Genomic DNA, 14,782 nt, shown 5'->3' on the forward strand with positions numbered 1-14,782 from the left:
CGCGCCCTTCCCAACCTAAAATTTCCGAATGACCAGTGCGGATCGCCGGAAACGGGTTCACCTCTCCGAAAGTGGCACCACCCGCCGCCCTGCCTTGTCCCGCCGAAGGGCGTGGACTAGTCTCTGGCTCGTGAACGCGTTTACCAAACCATACGCCCTGGCTGCGCTCGGGCTGGCGGTGGGACTCGGCTTATCGGCCGGGCCGTCCTCCTCGCCGTTCGCCCTGGGATTCGCCGGCGTGCTCGGGGCCGCGGGCTTTGGCGGGTTGTTTTGGAACGCCAAGGAAAACCGCCGCCGCGCCGACAAGCTGTCGGCCGACATCGCCCGGCTGGAGGCGCTGCTGGCCGCCAGCCCGCACCCCTGGTGCGCCTGGAACGCGCAGGGCCTGTCCGCGGCGGCGCCGGACTGCGCGGCCCTGCTCGGCACCGTCCCGGAGGGCGATCTCGCCGCCGCCTTCGCCACCGCCGATGCCCCCCGAGTCGCGGAGGCGATGCGCCGGCTGCGGGACCGGGGGGAGGGCTTCCGGATCGAGGCGACGGCGCGCAACGGGCGGAAAATCCTGCTGTCCGGCCGGCGTTCCGGCGGCGGACCGCCGGGTGGCCTGCCCGCGGCGGACGAACCGGCGGGGCACCAGGACGTGGTCTGGCTGGAGGACGTCACCGACCGCTGCACCGAGCGCGACGATCTGACGCAGGGGCGTGTGGACGCCGAGTCGGCGCTGGCGGAATTACGGGCGGCGGCGGACGCCCTGCCGGTGCCCGTGTGGCTGCGCCGGGCGGACCTGGGGCTCGCCTGGTGCAACCGGGCCTACGCCCGCGCCGTGGATTCCGACCCTGCCTCCGCCCTATCCGCGCAGGCGGAGTTAGCCTCCGCCACCGCCGGGCGGGCGCTGGCCGAGCGGGCGCGGACGGGCGGCGTCGCCCAATCGGAGCGGGTGACGGTGGTCGTCGGCACGGAACGGCGCCTGCTGGAGGTGACGGAGGCCCCGCTGCCCGCCCCGGACGGCGGGGGCACGCTGGTGGTCGGCTACGCGCTCGACCTCACCGCGGTGGAGGAGATGCGGGCGGAACTGGGCCGTCACCTCGCCGCCCATGGCGAGGTGCTGGAGCGGCTGGGGGCGGCCATCGCCATCTTCGGGCCGGACACGCGCCTGACCTTCTTCAACCAGGCCTACGCCCGCCTGTGGGAGCTGGAGGAGGTCTGGCTGCGCAACCAGCCGACTCACGCCGAGATCCTGGAGGAGCTGCGCGCCCGCCGCCGCCTGCCGGAATACGCCGATTACCAGAGCTACAAGCGCGAACGGCTCGGCCGCTACACCCGCCTGCTGGAGCCGGTGGAGGAGATGCTGCACCTGCCCGACGGCACCACCCTGCGCAGCCTCGCCGCCCCGCACCCCATGGGCGGGCTGATGCTGATCATGGAGGACGTGACCAACACGCTGGCGCTGGAGTCCTCTTACAACACGCTCATCGCCGTCCAGCAGGAGACGCTGGACAACCTTGCGGAGGGCATCGCGGTGTTCGGCGGCGACGGGCGGCTGAAGCTGTCCAACCCCGCCTTCGCCCGCATCTGGGACCTGCACGAGGACGACCTGCACGGCGAGCCGCACATCTCCGACCTGTTCGAGCGGATGCGCCCCTTCCTGGAGAACGGCGGCGACTGGGACAGCCTGAAGGACGAGATGATCGGCGCCACGCTGGAACGCGCCGTGCGCTCCGGCCGGCTGGAGCGCGCAGACGGTTCGGTCGTGGAGTTCGCCACCCTGCCGCTGCCCGACGGGGCGGTGCTGAACAGCTACCTCGACGTCACCGACAGCGCCCGGCTGGAGCAGGCGTTGCGCGCCTCCAACGCCGCGCTGGAGGCCGCCGACCAGCTGAAGTCGGAGTTCATCGCCAACGTCTCCCACCACCTGCGCACGCCGCTGAACGGCATCATCGGCTTCGGCGAGGTCCTGGCGAACCAGTATTTCGGGGAGCTGAACCCGCGCCAGATGGAATACGTCAAGGGCGTGCTGAACGCCGGGGAGCGGCTGCTGGCGCTGATCGACGACGTGGTGGACATGACCAGCCTCGGCGCCGGCGTCACCACGCTGGAGCGCGGTGCGGTGGACGTGCCCGACCTTCTGGGCACGGTGGCGGAGCTGACGCGCGAATGGGCGCGGCGCGAGGGCCTGCGTCTCGACCTCTCCGCCCCGGCCGCGCTGGGGGAACTGGAAGGCGACGCGCGGCGGCTGAAGCAGGCGCTTTTCACGCTGGTGGTCGGCGCCATCCGCCACCCGCCGGGTGACAAGCGCATCCTCCTGGCCGGAGAGCGCACCGCGACGTCGCTGGTGGTGACCATCGGCAGCGCCGCCCCGCCCGACGCAACGGCTATGCCGTCCCGTTACGACCGCACCGACCCGCGGGGTGCGGCGGCGCTCGGCCTGTCGCTGGTCCGCAACGTGATGGAATTGCACGGCGGCCGCCTGGAAGTCGAGGAATGGATGGGCGACGGCGCCCGCTTCCGCTGCATCCTGCCGATACGGCCGTAACCTACGGCCCCCTCACCCCTGCCGCCGCCGCGCCTCTCCGAACGGCTGCTCTTCCCGACCGACCGGGGCGGCGGCCGGCTGCACGGACGCGGAGGCCGGGCTGTCCCGCGTGATCAGCCGCGCGCCGCGCTGGTAGGTGGCGTAGCGCCACAGCCACTGCAGGGTCACCAGCACGCGCTTCTGGAAGCCGACCAGCAGGTAGACGTGGATGATGGCCCACAGCACCCAGGCGAACCAGCCCTTCAGGTGACGCCTGCCGAAGTCGAAGACGGCGGCGCTGCGCCCGACGATCGCCGTGTTGCCGCGGTTGTGGAAATGGAAGGGCTCCATGGGCTGGCCGCGCAGCAGGTTGGCCTCCAGCGCCGCGCCCAGATGCTCGCCCTGCTGCTTGGCGACCTGGGCGAGGCCCGGCAGCGGCTTGCCGTCGTCGCCGGCCAGCGTCGCCGTGTCGCCCAGCGCGTAGACGTCCGGCACGCCCGGCACGGACATGTCGGCGTTGACCGGGATGCGCCCGGCCCGGTCGGTGTCCACCCCCAGCCACCGCCCGGCGGGCGAGGCCTTGACGCCGGCGCCCCAGACGATGGTCCCCGCGGGGATGAAGCGCCCGGCCACGGTCGCCCCCTCCGGCGTGATCGACTCCACCGCCTGGCCAGTCAGCACCACCACGCCCAGTTCCTCCAGCTTGCGGCGGGCGTAGGTGGCGAGGTCGTCGGGGAAGCTCGCCAGGATGCGCGGCCCGGCCTCCACCAGCAGCACCTTGGCGGCGCGCGGGTCGATGCGGCGGAAGTCCTTGGCCAGCGCGTGGCGCGCCAGTTCGGCGATGGAGCCCGCCATCTCCACCCCCGTCGGCCCGCCGCCGACGATGATGGAGGTCATCAGCGCCTTCTGCCGCTCGGGGTCGTCGCACATCTCCGCCTGCTCGAAGCTCATCAGCAGGCGGGCGCGGATGCGGCGGGCGTTCTCGATGGTCTTCAGGCCGGGCGCGATCGCCGCCCAGTCGTCGTGCCCGAAATAGCTGTAGGAGGAGCCCGTCGCCAGCACCAGCCGGTCATAGGAAACGAAGCTGCCGTCGGCCAGCATCACCCGCTTCTGCGCTTGGTCAATGCCCGTCACCTCCCCCATCAGCACGTCGATGTTCGGGTGCCGGCTGAGGATGCGCCGGATCGGCTCCGCGATGTCGGCGGGGGAGAGGGCGGCGGTCGCCACTTGGTACAGCAGCGGCACGAACAGATGGTAGTTGTGCCGGTCGATGACCGTAACGCGGATGTTGGTGCCGCCGAGCGACCCCGCGCAGGCGAGGCCGCCGAACCCGGCCCCCACGATCACCACATGCGGGCGGCTGTCCACGGGCGCTGGCGTTCGGTCGAGCTGGGGCACGGCACGGTCCCTCCGGTCGGTCGGGGTCTCGACGAACAACCGGCGGCGGGGTGCTTATGTTGCGGTGCGTCGTGGCGCGCTCAGGGATGCGCCATCAGGTAGCGCATGGTCGTCAGCAGGATACCGGTCATGACGACCAGCATACCGCCCAGCTTGATGGTCATCCGCTGCTCAATCTGCTTCAACTCGGCCCGCAGACCGTTCTCAACAAGCCGAAGTTCGGATTTCACGCCCGTGACCGTCGACTCGACACCGACAAGCCCGGCTTTCGACTCCGCCCTCGGCTCGGCAATCAACGTCTCCAGCCGGTGCTCGACCCGCTCCACGTCCGCCTTGCTCGCGGCTTGGCTATCCATGAAATCGGCCAGAGCCTCCACCTGCTCGGAAGAAAAGCCGGCCTTCTGGAGCTTCAGGATGGCGGACGCGCTCACCAAACCTCCCGGACATTGCGGATCAACACGCACCTACAATAGGGCGGCCCCTCCGTCCGGTAAAGCCCCCTACCGCGGCAGGGTCACGGTCACCCGCAATCCCCCCTCCGCCCGGTTGGCCAGCGCGATGTCGCCGCCGTGGCCGCGCACCACCGTCCTTGCGGTCGCCAGCCCCAGCCCGACCCCACCCGTGTCGCGGGAGCGGGAGCGTTCCAGACGGTAGAAGGGGGCGAAGACCTTCTCGAACTCCGCCTCCGGGATGCCGGGGCCGGTGTCGTCGATCTCCACGCGGACGATAGACGTGGACGAGGGCCCGTCCTCCGGCCGCAGGCGCACGGTGAAGCCGCCGCCGTAGGCGATGGCGTTGTCCATCAGGTTGGCGAAGGCGCGGCGTAGCGCCACCGGCCGGCCGTCGAGTGCCGCGTGCGCCGGTCCCTCGTAGACCGCGCTGTGCCCGGCGTCGACGCGGTCCTCGCACAGGCTCTGCAGCAGGTCGGCGAGGTCGAGGGGGCCGCGCGGCTCGCGCTTGGCGTCGTCGCGGGCGAAGGCCAGCGTGGCGTTGATCATCGCCTCCATCTCGTCGAGGTCGGACAGCATCTTGCGCTGCATCTCCGGGTCCTCAACCAGCTCGGCGCGCAGGCGCAGGCGGGTCAGCGGCGTGCGCAGGTCGTGGCTCATGGCCGCCAGCATCTGGGTGCGGTCGGCGACGAAGCGGGCGAGCCGCGCCTGCATCCGGTTGAAGGCGCGGGTGGCGGCGCGCAGCTCCCGCGGGCCGCTTTCCGGCAAGGGCGGCGCCTCGCCGTCCACGCCCAGCCGCTCCGCCGCCACGGCGAAGCGCGCGATGGGCGCCGTCAGCCGCCGCGCCGTCCACAGCGAGACGATCGCGATGGCGGCGACGATGCCGGCCATCCACAGCGCGAAGCGCAGCAGGCGGAACGGCCCCTCCAGCGGGTCGCCGCCGGCGAAGACCAGCCAGGACCCGTCGTTCAGCTGCACCGACAGCCGCACGTCGCGGCCCCAGTGATGGTCCTCCGCCGGGAAGGGGCCGGTCATCGGCGGATCGCGGCGCAGCTCGATCATCACCGAGCGGTCGCGGTCGTCCAGCCCGTTGCGGATGGCCCGGCGCAGCCGGTCGAAGGGGAAGCCTTCGCGCAGGTTGTCGGCCTTGAAGCGGGGTGCGTCCCGCTCCCACTCCACGCGCAGCACCGGGTCGTCGATGGCGCGCACCAGCCGCGTGCGCTCCGGCACGGGTGTGCTCTCGACCAGCTGGACGATGGAGGTGACGCGCTGCACCAGCACGCGCGGGCTGTGCACCGGCGGCCCTTCCGGGCGGTCGGTCAGGTAGACCAGCGCGCTGACCGCCTGGGTCAGCAGCAGGGCCAGCACGACCGTCAGCGCCATGCGCGCGGCGATGCTGTCGGGCAGCCGCAGCCAGCGGCGGGCGACGAGCAGGCGGCTTTTCCGCGCGGTCTCCATCACGACCCCGCCCCCCCGGACCCGACGACCGGCGGCGTGAACAGATAGCCGCCGCCGCGCACCGTTTTGATCAGAGTCGGTTCCGCCGGGTCGGGTTCGATCTTGCGGCGCAAGCGGCTGACCTGGACGTCGATGGAGCGGTCGAAGGGCACCGCCGACCGCCCGCGGGCGAGGTCCAGCAGCTGGTCGCGGGTCAGCACGCGCTGGGGATGCTCCACGAAGGCGACCAGCAGGTCGTACTCGCCGGCCGACAGCTGGACCAACACCCCGTCGGGGGAGCGCAGCTCCCGCTTGGCCAGATCCAGCGTCCAGTCCTCGAAGCGCAGCAGCTTGCCGCCCTCCCCGCCCGGCGCCGCGGGGCCGGAGGCGCGGCGCAGCACCGCCTTGATGCGGGCCAGCAGCTCGCGCGGGCTGAAGGGCTTCGCCAGATAATCGTCGGCGCCCATCTCCAGCCCGACGATGCGGTCGGTTTCCTCCCCCATGGCGGTCAGCATGATGACGGGGGTCTGCGCCGTCTCCGGCGCGGCGCGCAGACGGCGGCACAGGCTGAGCCCGTCCTCCCCCGGCATCATGAGGTCGAGCACGATCATGTCCACCCGCGCGGTGTCGAGCGTGCGCATCATTTCGGCACCATCCTTGGCGCCGGTGACGCGGAAGCCGTGGCGCGTCAGGAACTGCGCCAGCAGCGAGCGGATTTCGCGGTCGTCGTCCACGACCAGGAGGTGGGGCGTGCGGTCCATGGCCCGCATGATCCGACGCGCGGGCGCGGGGGTGAAGGGAAAATGTGTAACGGCGCGTAACGGCCGGGGCACCTGTTACACAGCGTTACCAAATGACCGGTCGCCGGACATCAACCCGCAACGTAGGCGGCGCAGTCTCAGGCCATCGGGAAGGCACAAAGCCTTTCGAGAACGCCTTCGAAAACGAGGAGCACCACCATGAAACGCGCCATGATGACCACCGCCGCTCTGGCTCTCGGCCTCGGCCTCGCCGTGCCGGTCTTCGCCCAGCAGCAGCCCGGTCCCGGCGCCGGTCCGGGGGCTGGTCCGGGCGCCGGCCGCGACCACGGCCGCATGTTCTCCCGGATGTGCGAGGACCAGGACGCCCGGCTCGCCGGCATGCTGGCCTTCGCGGAGAAGAAGCTGAACATCACCGACCAGCAGCGCGCCGCCTGGACCAAGTTCGCCGACGCGGCGAAGGGTGCGGAAAAGCCGATGCAGGACCTGTGCGCCAAGTACAAGGACCAGCCGATGCCGACCACCGCGCCGCAGCGGCTTGAGCGCATGGAGGCGATGACGGCGGCCCATCTGGCCCAGATCCAGCAGGTCCGCCCGGCGGCGACCGACCTCTACGCCCAGCTGACCCCCGACCAGCAGAAGATCGCCGACCAGTTCATGAACCGCGCCGGCGGAGGCTTCGGCGGCCATCGCGGCATGCATCACGGCATGGGCGGGCATGGTATGGGTGGCCATGGCTTCGGCCCGGCGAACGGCCCGGCCGGCGGCCCTGGCCCCCGCAACGGCTGATCTCGCGCATCAGCCTTTCAAAAGACGGGCCGCCGGTTCCCCCCGGCGGCCCGTTTTGCGTGTCAGATCACTCCGCTCCCGGGACGCCCTTCGAGGTCGAATACTCGAAATGCAGCGCCTCGCCCGGGTGGACCAGCGGGTGGATGGCGTGGGCGGCCTGCGCCGCCTCCGAAAAGCCGCAGAGGATCAGCTTCAGCTTGCCGGGGTAGGTGGCGATGTCGCCGATGGCGTAGACGCCGGGGGCGCTGGTGGCGCAGCCGGGCAGGCTTACGCCGATGTGGCTGCGCTCCAGGTTCAGGCCCCATTCGGCGATCGGGCCGAGGTTCATCGACAGGCCGAAGAAGGCCAGCAGCGCGTCGGCCGGCAGGTCCTTCTCGGCCCCGTCCATCGTGGCGACGCGCACGGCCGACAGCTGGCCGTTCTCACCGACGAGGCCCGCCAGCTGGTAGGGCACGACCATCTCGACCTTGCCCTCGCGCGCCAATGCGTCCATGCGGGCGACGCTTTCCGGGGCGGCGCGGAACTTCGGGCGGCGGTGGATGACGTAGACTTTCTCCGCCACGTCGGCCAGCGACAACGTCCAGTCCACCGCCGAATCGCCGCCGCCGGCGATCACCACGCGCTTGCCGGCGAAGTCCTGCTTGCGGCGGACCATGTAGAAGACCGACGTGCCTTCATACCGCTCCAGCCCGTCCAGCGGCGGGCGGTTCGGGCCGAAGGCGCCGCAGCCGGCGGCGATGATCACCGCCTGCGTGTCGATTCGCGTGCCGATGCTGGTTTCCACCAGCCAGCGCCCCTCGTCCGTGCGGGTCAGCTTTTCGACCTGCTGGCCCAAGTGGTAGGTCGGCGCGAAGGGTGCGGCCTGCTCCGCCAGCTTGTCGATCAGGTCGGCGGCCTCGATGGCCGGGTGGGCCGGGATGTCGTAGATCGGCTTTTCCGGGTAGAGCGCGGTGCACTGCCCGCCCACCATGTCCAGCGCGTCCACGACGTGGCAGCGCATCTTCAGCATGCCGCATTCGAAGACGGCGAACAGGCCCACGGGGCCGGCGCCGACGATGACGACATCGGTGCGATGGACGGTCTGCGGCATGGAAGCGCTACCCTTTGTTCCGAAAGTCCCAAGCGATGTGCCGCATTCAATGGGACGTTTTCGGGGTTGCGGTCAAGGCCGTCGCGACCGTCATGCGCCTTTGGCAGAGGAGGCGCGCGCAGAAATCGCACTTTTGTCTAAAATTTCTAATTTAACGCCCTTCATACTGGAGTAGGGTATACTCCATGCATCGCCGACCGGAGCTGCTCTCATGAAGGAATTGCGCTGCCTCGTGTTCACCGACCAGGAAGTGGTGAAGGCGGTGCTCGACCGCCGGCGGCGGATGCGCGAGCCACTGCCGCGTGGGACCGTCGGCACGGTGACCTACCGCATGAACCAGGGCGTCGAGACGGTCATCCAGGTCACCGGGGATGAGGGCGACGACCGGACCATGGTCCTGCACGAGGCGGAGGTGGCCGCCGCCATGGTCGCCTACTGCATGGGGCGCAAGATCCCCCTACCAGTCGATTCCGACAAGATGCTGCACGTGATCAACGACAGCCTGACGCTGATGATCACCATGAACTTCAACAAGGCCCCGCGCCTGGTCGAGGGCAAGGCCGGCGAGGACAGGCAGGCCGCAGACAAGCAAGCAGACGTGGAAACCATCGCGCCCCATGCCCTGAAGGCCCGCCGCCCGGCCACCGCCCGCATCTGACTTCGGTCATTTCCGGCCGGGTCGTGACCTTGGTCGCGGACCCGCCTTTCCGGCTTGCGGGCGGTGCCGCCGTTCCCCCACAATCCGGCGCCATGACACAGCCGCCCCCTTCCCCGCCCGCCCGGCGCACCGTTCTCTTGCCCGATGAGGCCACGACCGCGCGGCTCGCTCAGCGGCTGGCGTCGGCGCTCGCCCCCGGCGACCTCATGGCGTTGCGCGGCGATCTCGGCGCCGGCAAGACCGCCCTGTCGCGTGCCCTGATTCGCGCGGTGACGGAAGAAGAGGCGGAGGTGCCCTCCCCCACCTTCACGTTGGTGCAGACCTACGAGACGGACATCGGCCCGGTCTGGCATTTCGACCTCTACCGCCTGTCCGGCCCCGACGAGGTGACCGAGCTGGGCTGGGACGAGGCGCGCGCCGAGGCCGTGCTGCTGGTGGAATGGCCTGACCGGCTGGGCCCACTGCTGCCGGCCGATCGTCTCGACATCACAATGACCTTCACCGGCCCGGACAGCCGCCAAGCCGACCTGATCGGCCACGGCATGTGGGAAGACCGCCTCCGCACCTTCGACCTGTCGGGACTGGAGCAGCCGTGACTGACCGCGCATCCGCCATCGCGGCCTTCCTCGCCCACCACGGGCTGGACACGGCCAAGCGGCAACCGCTGGCCGGCGACGCCTCCGCCCGTCGTTACGAGCGCGTAACAACCACGGATGGCGGCACGCTGATCCTCGTGGACACGCCGGCCCCGGCCGAGGATCTGCTGCCCTTCATCGCCATCGGCGACACGCTGTGCGGCCTGGGATTCTCCGTGCCCGGCATCGTCGCGGCGGAGGTGGAGGCCGGGTTGGCGCTCCAGGAGGATTTCGGGGACGACACCCTGTCGCGCCTGCTGGCTGCCGGTGCGGATCCGCGCCCGCTCTACGAGTTGGCGACCGACGTCCTGATCGAGCTGCACCGCCGCTTCCCCGTGAAGGAGGCCGCCCGCCTCGGCCTGCCCAGCTACGACGCCGCCCTGTTCGCGCAGCAGGTCGCCCTGTTCGCGGAGGTGTACGTCCCCGCCGCGACCGGAAAGGCAATTTCCGACACGGTCCTGGCCGACCTCGAAGCCGCTTGGGCGGCGGTGATCCCCGCGGCCTGCGCCGGGCCGCAGTCGCTTCTGCTGCGCGACTACCACGTCGACAACGTGATGCGCCTGCCCCGCCCCGGCCTGAAGGCGGCGGGCCTGATCGACTACCAGAGCGCCGGGCTCGGCCCCGTCGCCTACGATCTGGTGTCGCTGTTGGAGGACGCGCGGCGCGACGTGCCCGCCGACCTCGCGGAGTCGTTGCTGAACCGGTACGTGTCCGCCTTCCCCGACCTGGACGCCGCGGCTTTCCGCCGCTCCTACGCGGTGCTGGGGGCCGTGCGGCACGCGCGGATCGTCGCCATTTTCGTGCGGCTGGCGCTCCAGCAGCGCCGCCGCGGCTACCTCGTCCACCTGCCGCGGGTCTGGCGGCTTCTGGAAGGCCAGCTGTCCAAGCCGGAGTTGGCCCCCATCGCCGACTGGTTCGCCCGTCACCTGCCGCCGGGAACCCGCGCGGACTTCGTCGTTCCGGAGCCGGATTGAGAATGTCGCCTGTTGTAACGCCCAAAAAAGCCCCCCAGAAAGCCCCCCAGAAAGTCCCGAAGAACGCCATGGTCATGGCCGCCGGCCTCGGCCTGCGCATGCGCCCGCTGACCCTGGAGCGGCCCAAGCCCCTGATCCCGGTGATCGGCAAGCCGATGCTCGACCACGCGCTCGACCGGCTGGAGGAGGCCGGCGTCCAGAAGGCCGTGGTGAACGCCCATTACAAGGGCGCGATGATCGCCGACCACCTGAAGGCGCGCACCCGCCCGACCATCGCCCTGTCGCCGGAAGACACGCTGCTGGAAACCGGCGGCGGCGTGAAGAAGGCCCTGCCGCTGCTGGGCGCGGACCCGATCTACGTCGTCAACGCCGACATCCTGTGGCTGGACGGCCCCTCCCCCACGCTGGCGCGGCTGGCCCGGCACTGGGATCCGGAGGCGATGGACGCGCTGCTCCTGCTGATGGCGACCACCAAGTCGGTGGGTTACGAGGGGCGCGGCGACTACCACATGGACCCGATGGGCCGGCTGGTCCGCCGCAGCGAGATGGAGATCGCCCCCTTCGTCTTCGCCGGCGTCCAGATCGTCAAGCCGGAGCTGTTCGCGCAGGACACGCCCGACGGCGCCTTCTCCACCAACCTGATCTGGGACCGCGCGCAGGAGGCCGGGCGCCTCTACGGCCTCGCCCACGACGGTCTGTGGTTCCACATCGGCACGCCCGCCGCACTCCAGGAGTCCGAGGATCTGCTGTCGATGAGCGACGTGTCGGTGGTCACCACCTAAAGCGTCGCCGCCGCAACTTTTCACCACAAAGGCACAAAGGCACAAAGAACGTCACAAAGGGGCTTCGGTGCGGCACAGTCATGCCCGTTGCATTTGATCTCTTCTTTGTGAAAATCTTTGTGTCCTTTGTGCCTTGGTGGTGTCTAATCTCTACGACGTGAACGTTCCGGGACATCGATGACCAGCAGCGCGGAACCGAAGGTCTTCACGATTCCCTCCGGCGTCTCCTTCGTGGACACGCTGGCGGCCGGCATCGTGGAGCGTGTGGGCGACGACCCGCTGGCGCTCGCCGCGGTGACCGTCCTGCTGCCAACGCGCCGGTCCTGCCTGTCGCTGCGCGACGCGTTCCTGCGCCGCTCCGGCGGCCGGCCGATGCTTCTGCCCCGCATGAGCCCGCTGGGCGAGTTGGACGCCGACACGCTCAGCCTCACCGCGGAGGAGCTGCCCGGCGTCCCGCTGGAGCTGCCGGGCGCGGTCACCCCGCTGAAGCGGCAGCTTCTGCTGGCGCGGCTGATCCTCCAGGCCCACGGCGTCTCGGCCACCACCGCGCAGGCGGTGCGGCTGGGCGCCGACCTCGGCCGGCTGATCGACGCGGTGTGGACGGAGGGCGTGGCCTTCGACCGCCTCGCCTCCCTGGTGCCGGAGGATTACGCCCAGCATTGGCAGGTGACGCTGGAGTTCCTGAAGATCGTCACAGAGCACTGGCCGACCATCCTCGGCTCCATCGAGCTGACCGACCCCGCCCAGCGCCGCAACATCGTGCTGGAGACGCAGGCCGCGCTCTGGCGGGCGGAGCCGCCACAGGGGCTGGTCATCGCCGCGGGCTCCACCGGCTCCATCCCCGCCTCGGCCGAGTTGCTGGCGGTGATCGCCCGCCTGCCGCAAGGCGCCGTCGTCCTGCCCGGCCTGGACCAGGAGGCCGACGACACGGCTTGGGACGCCATCCGCCGCGACGAATCGCACCCGCAGCACGGGCTGGCCCACCTGTTGGACCGGCTGGGCACCACGCGCGACGGCGTCCGGCGCTGGAACGATGTGGAGGAGCCGCGCGCCGTCCGCGCCCGCCTGATCGCGGAGGCCATGCGCCCCGCCGCCACCACGGAAAGCTGGCGGGCGCTGGAGGGGCTGGACGCGTCGGCGCTCGCCAACCTGACCCGAATCGACGCCGCCACGGCGGAGGAGGAAGCGTCGGCCATCGCGCTGCTGATGCGCCACGCGCTGGAAACGCCGGAAAAGCGCGCCGCGCTGGTCACCCCCGATCGCAACCTCGCGCGCCGAGTCGCCATGGCGCTGTCGCGCTGGGGCATCGCGGTGAACGACTCGGCCGGCCAGCCGCTCGTCCACACGGCGGTGGGCACCTACCTGCGCCTGACCGCCGAGCTGGCCGCCAGCCGCGCGCACCCGCTGGCCCTGCTGGCGCTCGCCAAGCACCCGCTGGCGGCCGGCGGGCGTGACCCGTCCGACTTCCGCAGCGCCGCCCGCGCGCTGGAGCGCACCGTCCTGCGCGGCCCCCGCCCGGCGGAGGGTTTCAGTGGCCTGATCGCCGCGCTGAAGGGCGCGGAGTATTTCGCGCAGCACGAGGGGCGCCGGGACCAGCAGGCCTTCCTGCTCGATTGGCTGGAGGATCTCAGCAAACTCGCGGCCCCCTTCATGGAGGTGTTGTTCAGCGAGGCGCCGATCGCCGACCTCGTGCGCGCCCACATCGCCTTCGCGGAGAAGCTGGCCGCCCGCACCGATATGCCCGGCGAGAAGTTCCTCTGGCTCCAGGCCGACGGCGAGGGGGCGGCCGGTTTCGTGCACGAGCTTCTGGAGGCCGCGGAGGGCTTCCCGGCCGTGCCCGGCACCGACTATCCGGCGCTGCTCGACGCGCTGATGGCGATGCGGCCGGTCTACCAGCGCTACGGCCTGCACCCGCGCCTGTCGATCCTCGGCCCCATGGAGGCGCGCCTCCAGCATTTCGACCTGATGATCCTCGGCGGGCTGAACGAGGGCACCTGGCCGCCCGACCCGGCCGCCGACCCCTGGATGTCGCGCCCCATGCGCCGCGACTTCGGTTTGCCGAGCCCGGAGCGCATGGTCGGCCTGTCCGCCCACGACTTCACCCACGCCTGCGGCGCGCCGGAGGTGGTGCTGACCCGCGCGGAGCGCGTGGACGGCACGCCGACCGTGCCGTCGCGCTGGCTGCTGCGGCTGGAAACCGTGCTGCGCGCCCTGAACCTCGACGGCCGCATCGACCTCGCCGGGGAGCCTTGGCTGGCCTGGGCGCGCGGCCTGGACGAGCCCGACGCCGTGCGGCCCGTTTCGCCCCCGGAACCGCGCCCCCCCGTGACCGCGCGGCCGCGCAAGCTGTCGGTCACCAAGATCGAGCGCTGGATGCGCGACCCCTACGCCGTCTACGCGGAGCATGTGCTGCGCCTGCGCAAGCTGGACCCCATCGCCGCCGATCCGGGTGCCGCCGACCGCGGCCAGTTCATCCACGGCGCGCTGGACGCCTTCGTGCGCGAGTATCCCGGCCCGCTGCCCCAGGATGCGCTGCACCGCCTGCTCGACCTTGGGCGCCAATCCTTCGGCCCACTGTTGCAGACCCACCCCGACGTCTGGGCCTTCTGGTGGCCGCGCTTCGAGCGCATCGCCGAATGGTTCATTGCCCTGGAGCGCGACCGCCGCCTGACCGTGAAGCCGCTGGCGACCGAAGTCAGCGGCGAGCTGACGCTCAACGGCCCCGCTGGCCCCTTCCTGCTGACCGCCAAAGCCGACCGCATCGATTCGACCGGCGAAGGGTTGGTCCTGATCGACTACAAGACCGGTACCCCGCCCTCGACTCGCGAGATCGAGCTGGGCTTCGCCCCGCAGCTGCCGCTGGAGGCCGCCATCGCGCTGGCCGGCGGCTTCGGCGGCGTGGCGGCTGGTAAGGTTGCGGAACTGTCCTTCTGGCGCCTGTCCGGCGGCGACCCCGCCGGTGAGGAAAAGCCGGTGAAGGGCGACCCCGCGACGCTGGCCTCCGAGGCCCGCGCCGGCCTGGAAGAACTGATCCGCCACTTCGACGACCCCGCCACCCCCTACCGCTCCTGCCCCCGCCCGGCCATGGCGCCGCGGTATACGGACTACGCGCATCTGGCGCGGGTGCAGGAATGGTCCGCTGGTGGCGATGGGGGTGAGGGATGATGATGCACGGATACCCCCACCCCGACCCTCCCCCGCTGAGCGGGGGAGGGAGACAGGACCTTTGTCGGAAATCAGCGGCAGTCCCCTCCCCCGCCCAGCGGGGAAGGGTTAGGGAGGGGGCACCCCCCGCCCGCACGT

12 protein-coding genes are annotated in these 14,782 nt (G+C 71.0%); 7 read left to right on the plus strand and 5 right to left on the minus strand.

Annotated features, from left to right (window positions below; all coding sequences use genetic code 11):
* Nucleotides 1-130 precede the first annotated feature (130 nt).
* Entirely contained in the window at nucleotides 131-2,530 is a 2,400-nt protein-coding gene (locus tag M2351_RS13995) for a PAS domain-containing sensor histidine kinase (RefSeq protein ID WP_264656651.1), read from the plus strand.
* 12 nt (nucleotides 2,531-2,542) lie between these two features.
* Here the strand turns inward: M2351_RS13995 and M2351_RS14000 are convergent, their stop codons facing one another.
* The 4 genes from M2351_RS14000 to M2351_RS14015 form a co-directional block, all read right to left on the minus strand.
* Nucleotides 2,543-3,907, minus strand: a complete 1,365-nt coding sequence (locus M2351_RS14000) for an NAD(P)/FAD-dependent oxidoreductase (protein WP_264656652.1) — start codon at nucleotides 3,905-3,907, stop codon at nucleotides 2,543-2,545.
* 80 nt (nucleotides 3,908-3,987) lie between these two features.
* Nucleotides 3,988-4,338, minus strand: a complete 351-nt coding sequence (locus M2351_RS14005) for a hypothetical protein (protein ID WP_264656653.1) — start codon at nucleotides 4,336-4,338, stop codon at nucleotides 3,988-3,990.
* Between the two features lie 69 nt (nucleotides 4,339-4,407).
* Nucleotides 4,408-5,814, minus strand: a complete 1,407-nt coding sequence (locus tag M2351_RS14010) for an ATP-binding protein (protein ID WP_264656654.1) — start codon at nucleotides 5,812-5,814, stop codon at nucleotides 4,408-4,410.
* Nucleotides 5,814-6,554 carry a response regulator gene (locus M2351_RS14015; protein WP_264656655.1) on the minus strand — a complete coding sequence of 247 codons (741 nt, stop codon included), beginning with the start codon at nucleotides 6,552-6,554 and terminating at the stop codon, nucleotides 5,814-5,816. The genes M2351_RS14010 and M2351_RS14015 overlap by 1 nt, the downstream gene beginning before the upstream one ends.
* 198 nt (nucleotides 6,555-6,752) lie before the next feature.
* Between M2351_RS14015 and M2351_RS14020 the strand changes: the two genes are divergently transcribed.
* Nucleotides 6,753-7,340 (plus strand): Spy/CpxP family protein refolding chaperone, encoded by a 588-nt coding sequence (locus M2351_RS14020; RefSeq protein ID WP_264656656.1) that lies wholly within the window; start codon nucleotides 6,753-6,755, stop codon nucleotides 7,338-7,340.
* Nucleotides 7,341-7,407: 67 nt separating this feature from the next.
* Here the strand turns inward: M2351_RS14020 and M2351_RS14025 are convergent, their stop codons facing one another.
* Entirely contained in the window at nucleotides 7,408-8,430 is a 1,023-nt protein-coding gene (locus M2351_RS14025; protein WP_264656657.1) for an NAD(P)/FAD-dependent oxidoreductase, read from the minus strand.
* Nucleotides 8,431-8,641: 211 nt separating this feature from the next.
* Between M2351_RS14025 and M2351_RS14030 the strand changes: the two genes are divergently transcribed.
* The 5 genes from M2351_RS14030 to addB all read left to right on the plus strand — a co-directional run bounded on the left by M2351_RS14030 (nucleotide 8,642) and on the right by addB (nucleotide 14,644).
* A complete protein-coding gene (locus tag M2351_RS14030) occupies nucleotides 8,642-9,088 on the plus strand; it encodes a hypothetical protein (RefSeq protein WP_264656658.1) in 447 nt (148 codons plus the stop codon).
* A 92-nt stretch (nucleotides 9,089-9,180) separates the two neighbouring features.
* Nucleotides 9,181-9,684 (plus strand): tRNA (adenosine(37)-N6)-threonylcarbamoyltransferase complex ATPase subunit type 1 TsaE, encoded by a 504-nt coding sequence (gene tsaE / locus M2351_RS14035; protein WP_264656659.1) that lies wholly within the window; start codon nucleotides 9,181-9,183, stop codon nucleotides 9,682-9,684.
* Nucleotides 9,681-10,697, plus strand: coding sequence for an aminoglycoside phosphotransferase family protein (locus M2351_RS14040; RefSeq protein WP_264656660.1), 1,017 nt, complete (start codon nucleotides 9,681-9,683; stop codon nucleotides 10,695-10,697). The genes tsaE and M2351_RS14040 overlap by 4 nt, the downstream gene beginning before the upstream one ends.
* A gap of 2 nt (nucleotides 10,698-10,699) precedes the next feature.
* A complete protein-coding gene (locus M2351_RS14045) occupies nucleotides 10,700-11,479 on the plus strand; it encodes a nucleotidyltransferase family protein (protein WP_406567386.1) in 780 nt (259 codons plus the stop codon).
* Between the two features lie 177 nt (nucleotides 11,480-11,656).
* Nucleotides 11,657-14,644, plus strand: a complete 2,988-nt coding sequence (gene addB, locus M2351_RS14050; RefSeq protein ID WP_264656662.1) for a double-strand break repair protein AddB — start codon at nucleotides 11,657-11,659, stop codon at nucleotides 14,642-14,644.
* Nucleotides 14,645-14,782: the final 138 nt, after the last annotated feature.

It is taken from the genome of Azospirillum canadense, from assembly GCF_025961225.1.
In the GTDB taxonomy this organism is placed as follows: Bacteria; Pseudomonadota; Alphaproteobacteria; order Azospirillales; family Azospirillaceae; genus Azospirillum; species Azospirillum canadense.

Bases quoted from the DNA above. Each gene is read 5' to 3' on its own strand.
- M2351_RS14010 (WP_264656654.1), bottom strand. From the start codon at position 5,814: ATGGAGACCGCGCGGAAAAGCCGCCTGCTCGTCGCCCGCCGCTGGCTG.
- M2351_RS14015 (WP_264656655.1), bottom strand. From the start codon at position 6,554: ATGGACCGCACGCCCCACCTCCTGGTCGTGGACGACGACCGCGAAATC.
- M2351_RS14020 (WP_264656656.1), top strand. From the start codon at position 6,753: ATGAAACGCGCCATGATGACCACCGCCGCTCTGGCTCTCGGCCTCGGC.
- M2351_RS14025 (WP_264656657.1), bottom strand. From the start codon at position 8,430: ATGCCGCAGACCGTCCATCGCACCGATGTCGTCATCGTCGGCGCCGGC.
- M2351_RS14030 (WP_264656658.1), top strand. From the start codon at position 8,642: ATGAAGGAATTGCGCTGCCTCGTGTTCACCGACCAGGAAGTGGTGAAG.
- tsaE (WP_264656659.1), top strand. From the start codon at position 9,181: ATGACACAGCCGCCCCCTTCCCCGCCCGCCCGGCGCACCGTTCTCTTG.
- M2351_RS14045 (WP_406567386.1), top strand. From the start codon at position 10,700: ATGTCGCCTGTTGTAACGCCCAAAAAAGCCCCCCAGAAAGCCCCCCAG.
- addB (WP_264656662.1), top strand. From the start codon at position 11,657: ATGACCAGCAGCGCGGAACCGAAGGTCTTCACGATTCCCTCCGGCGTC.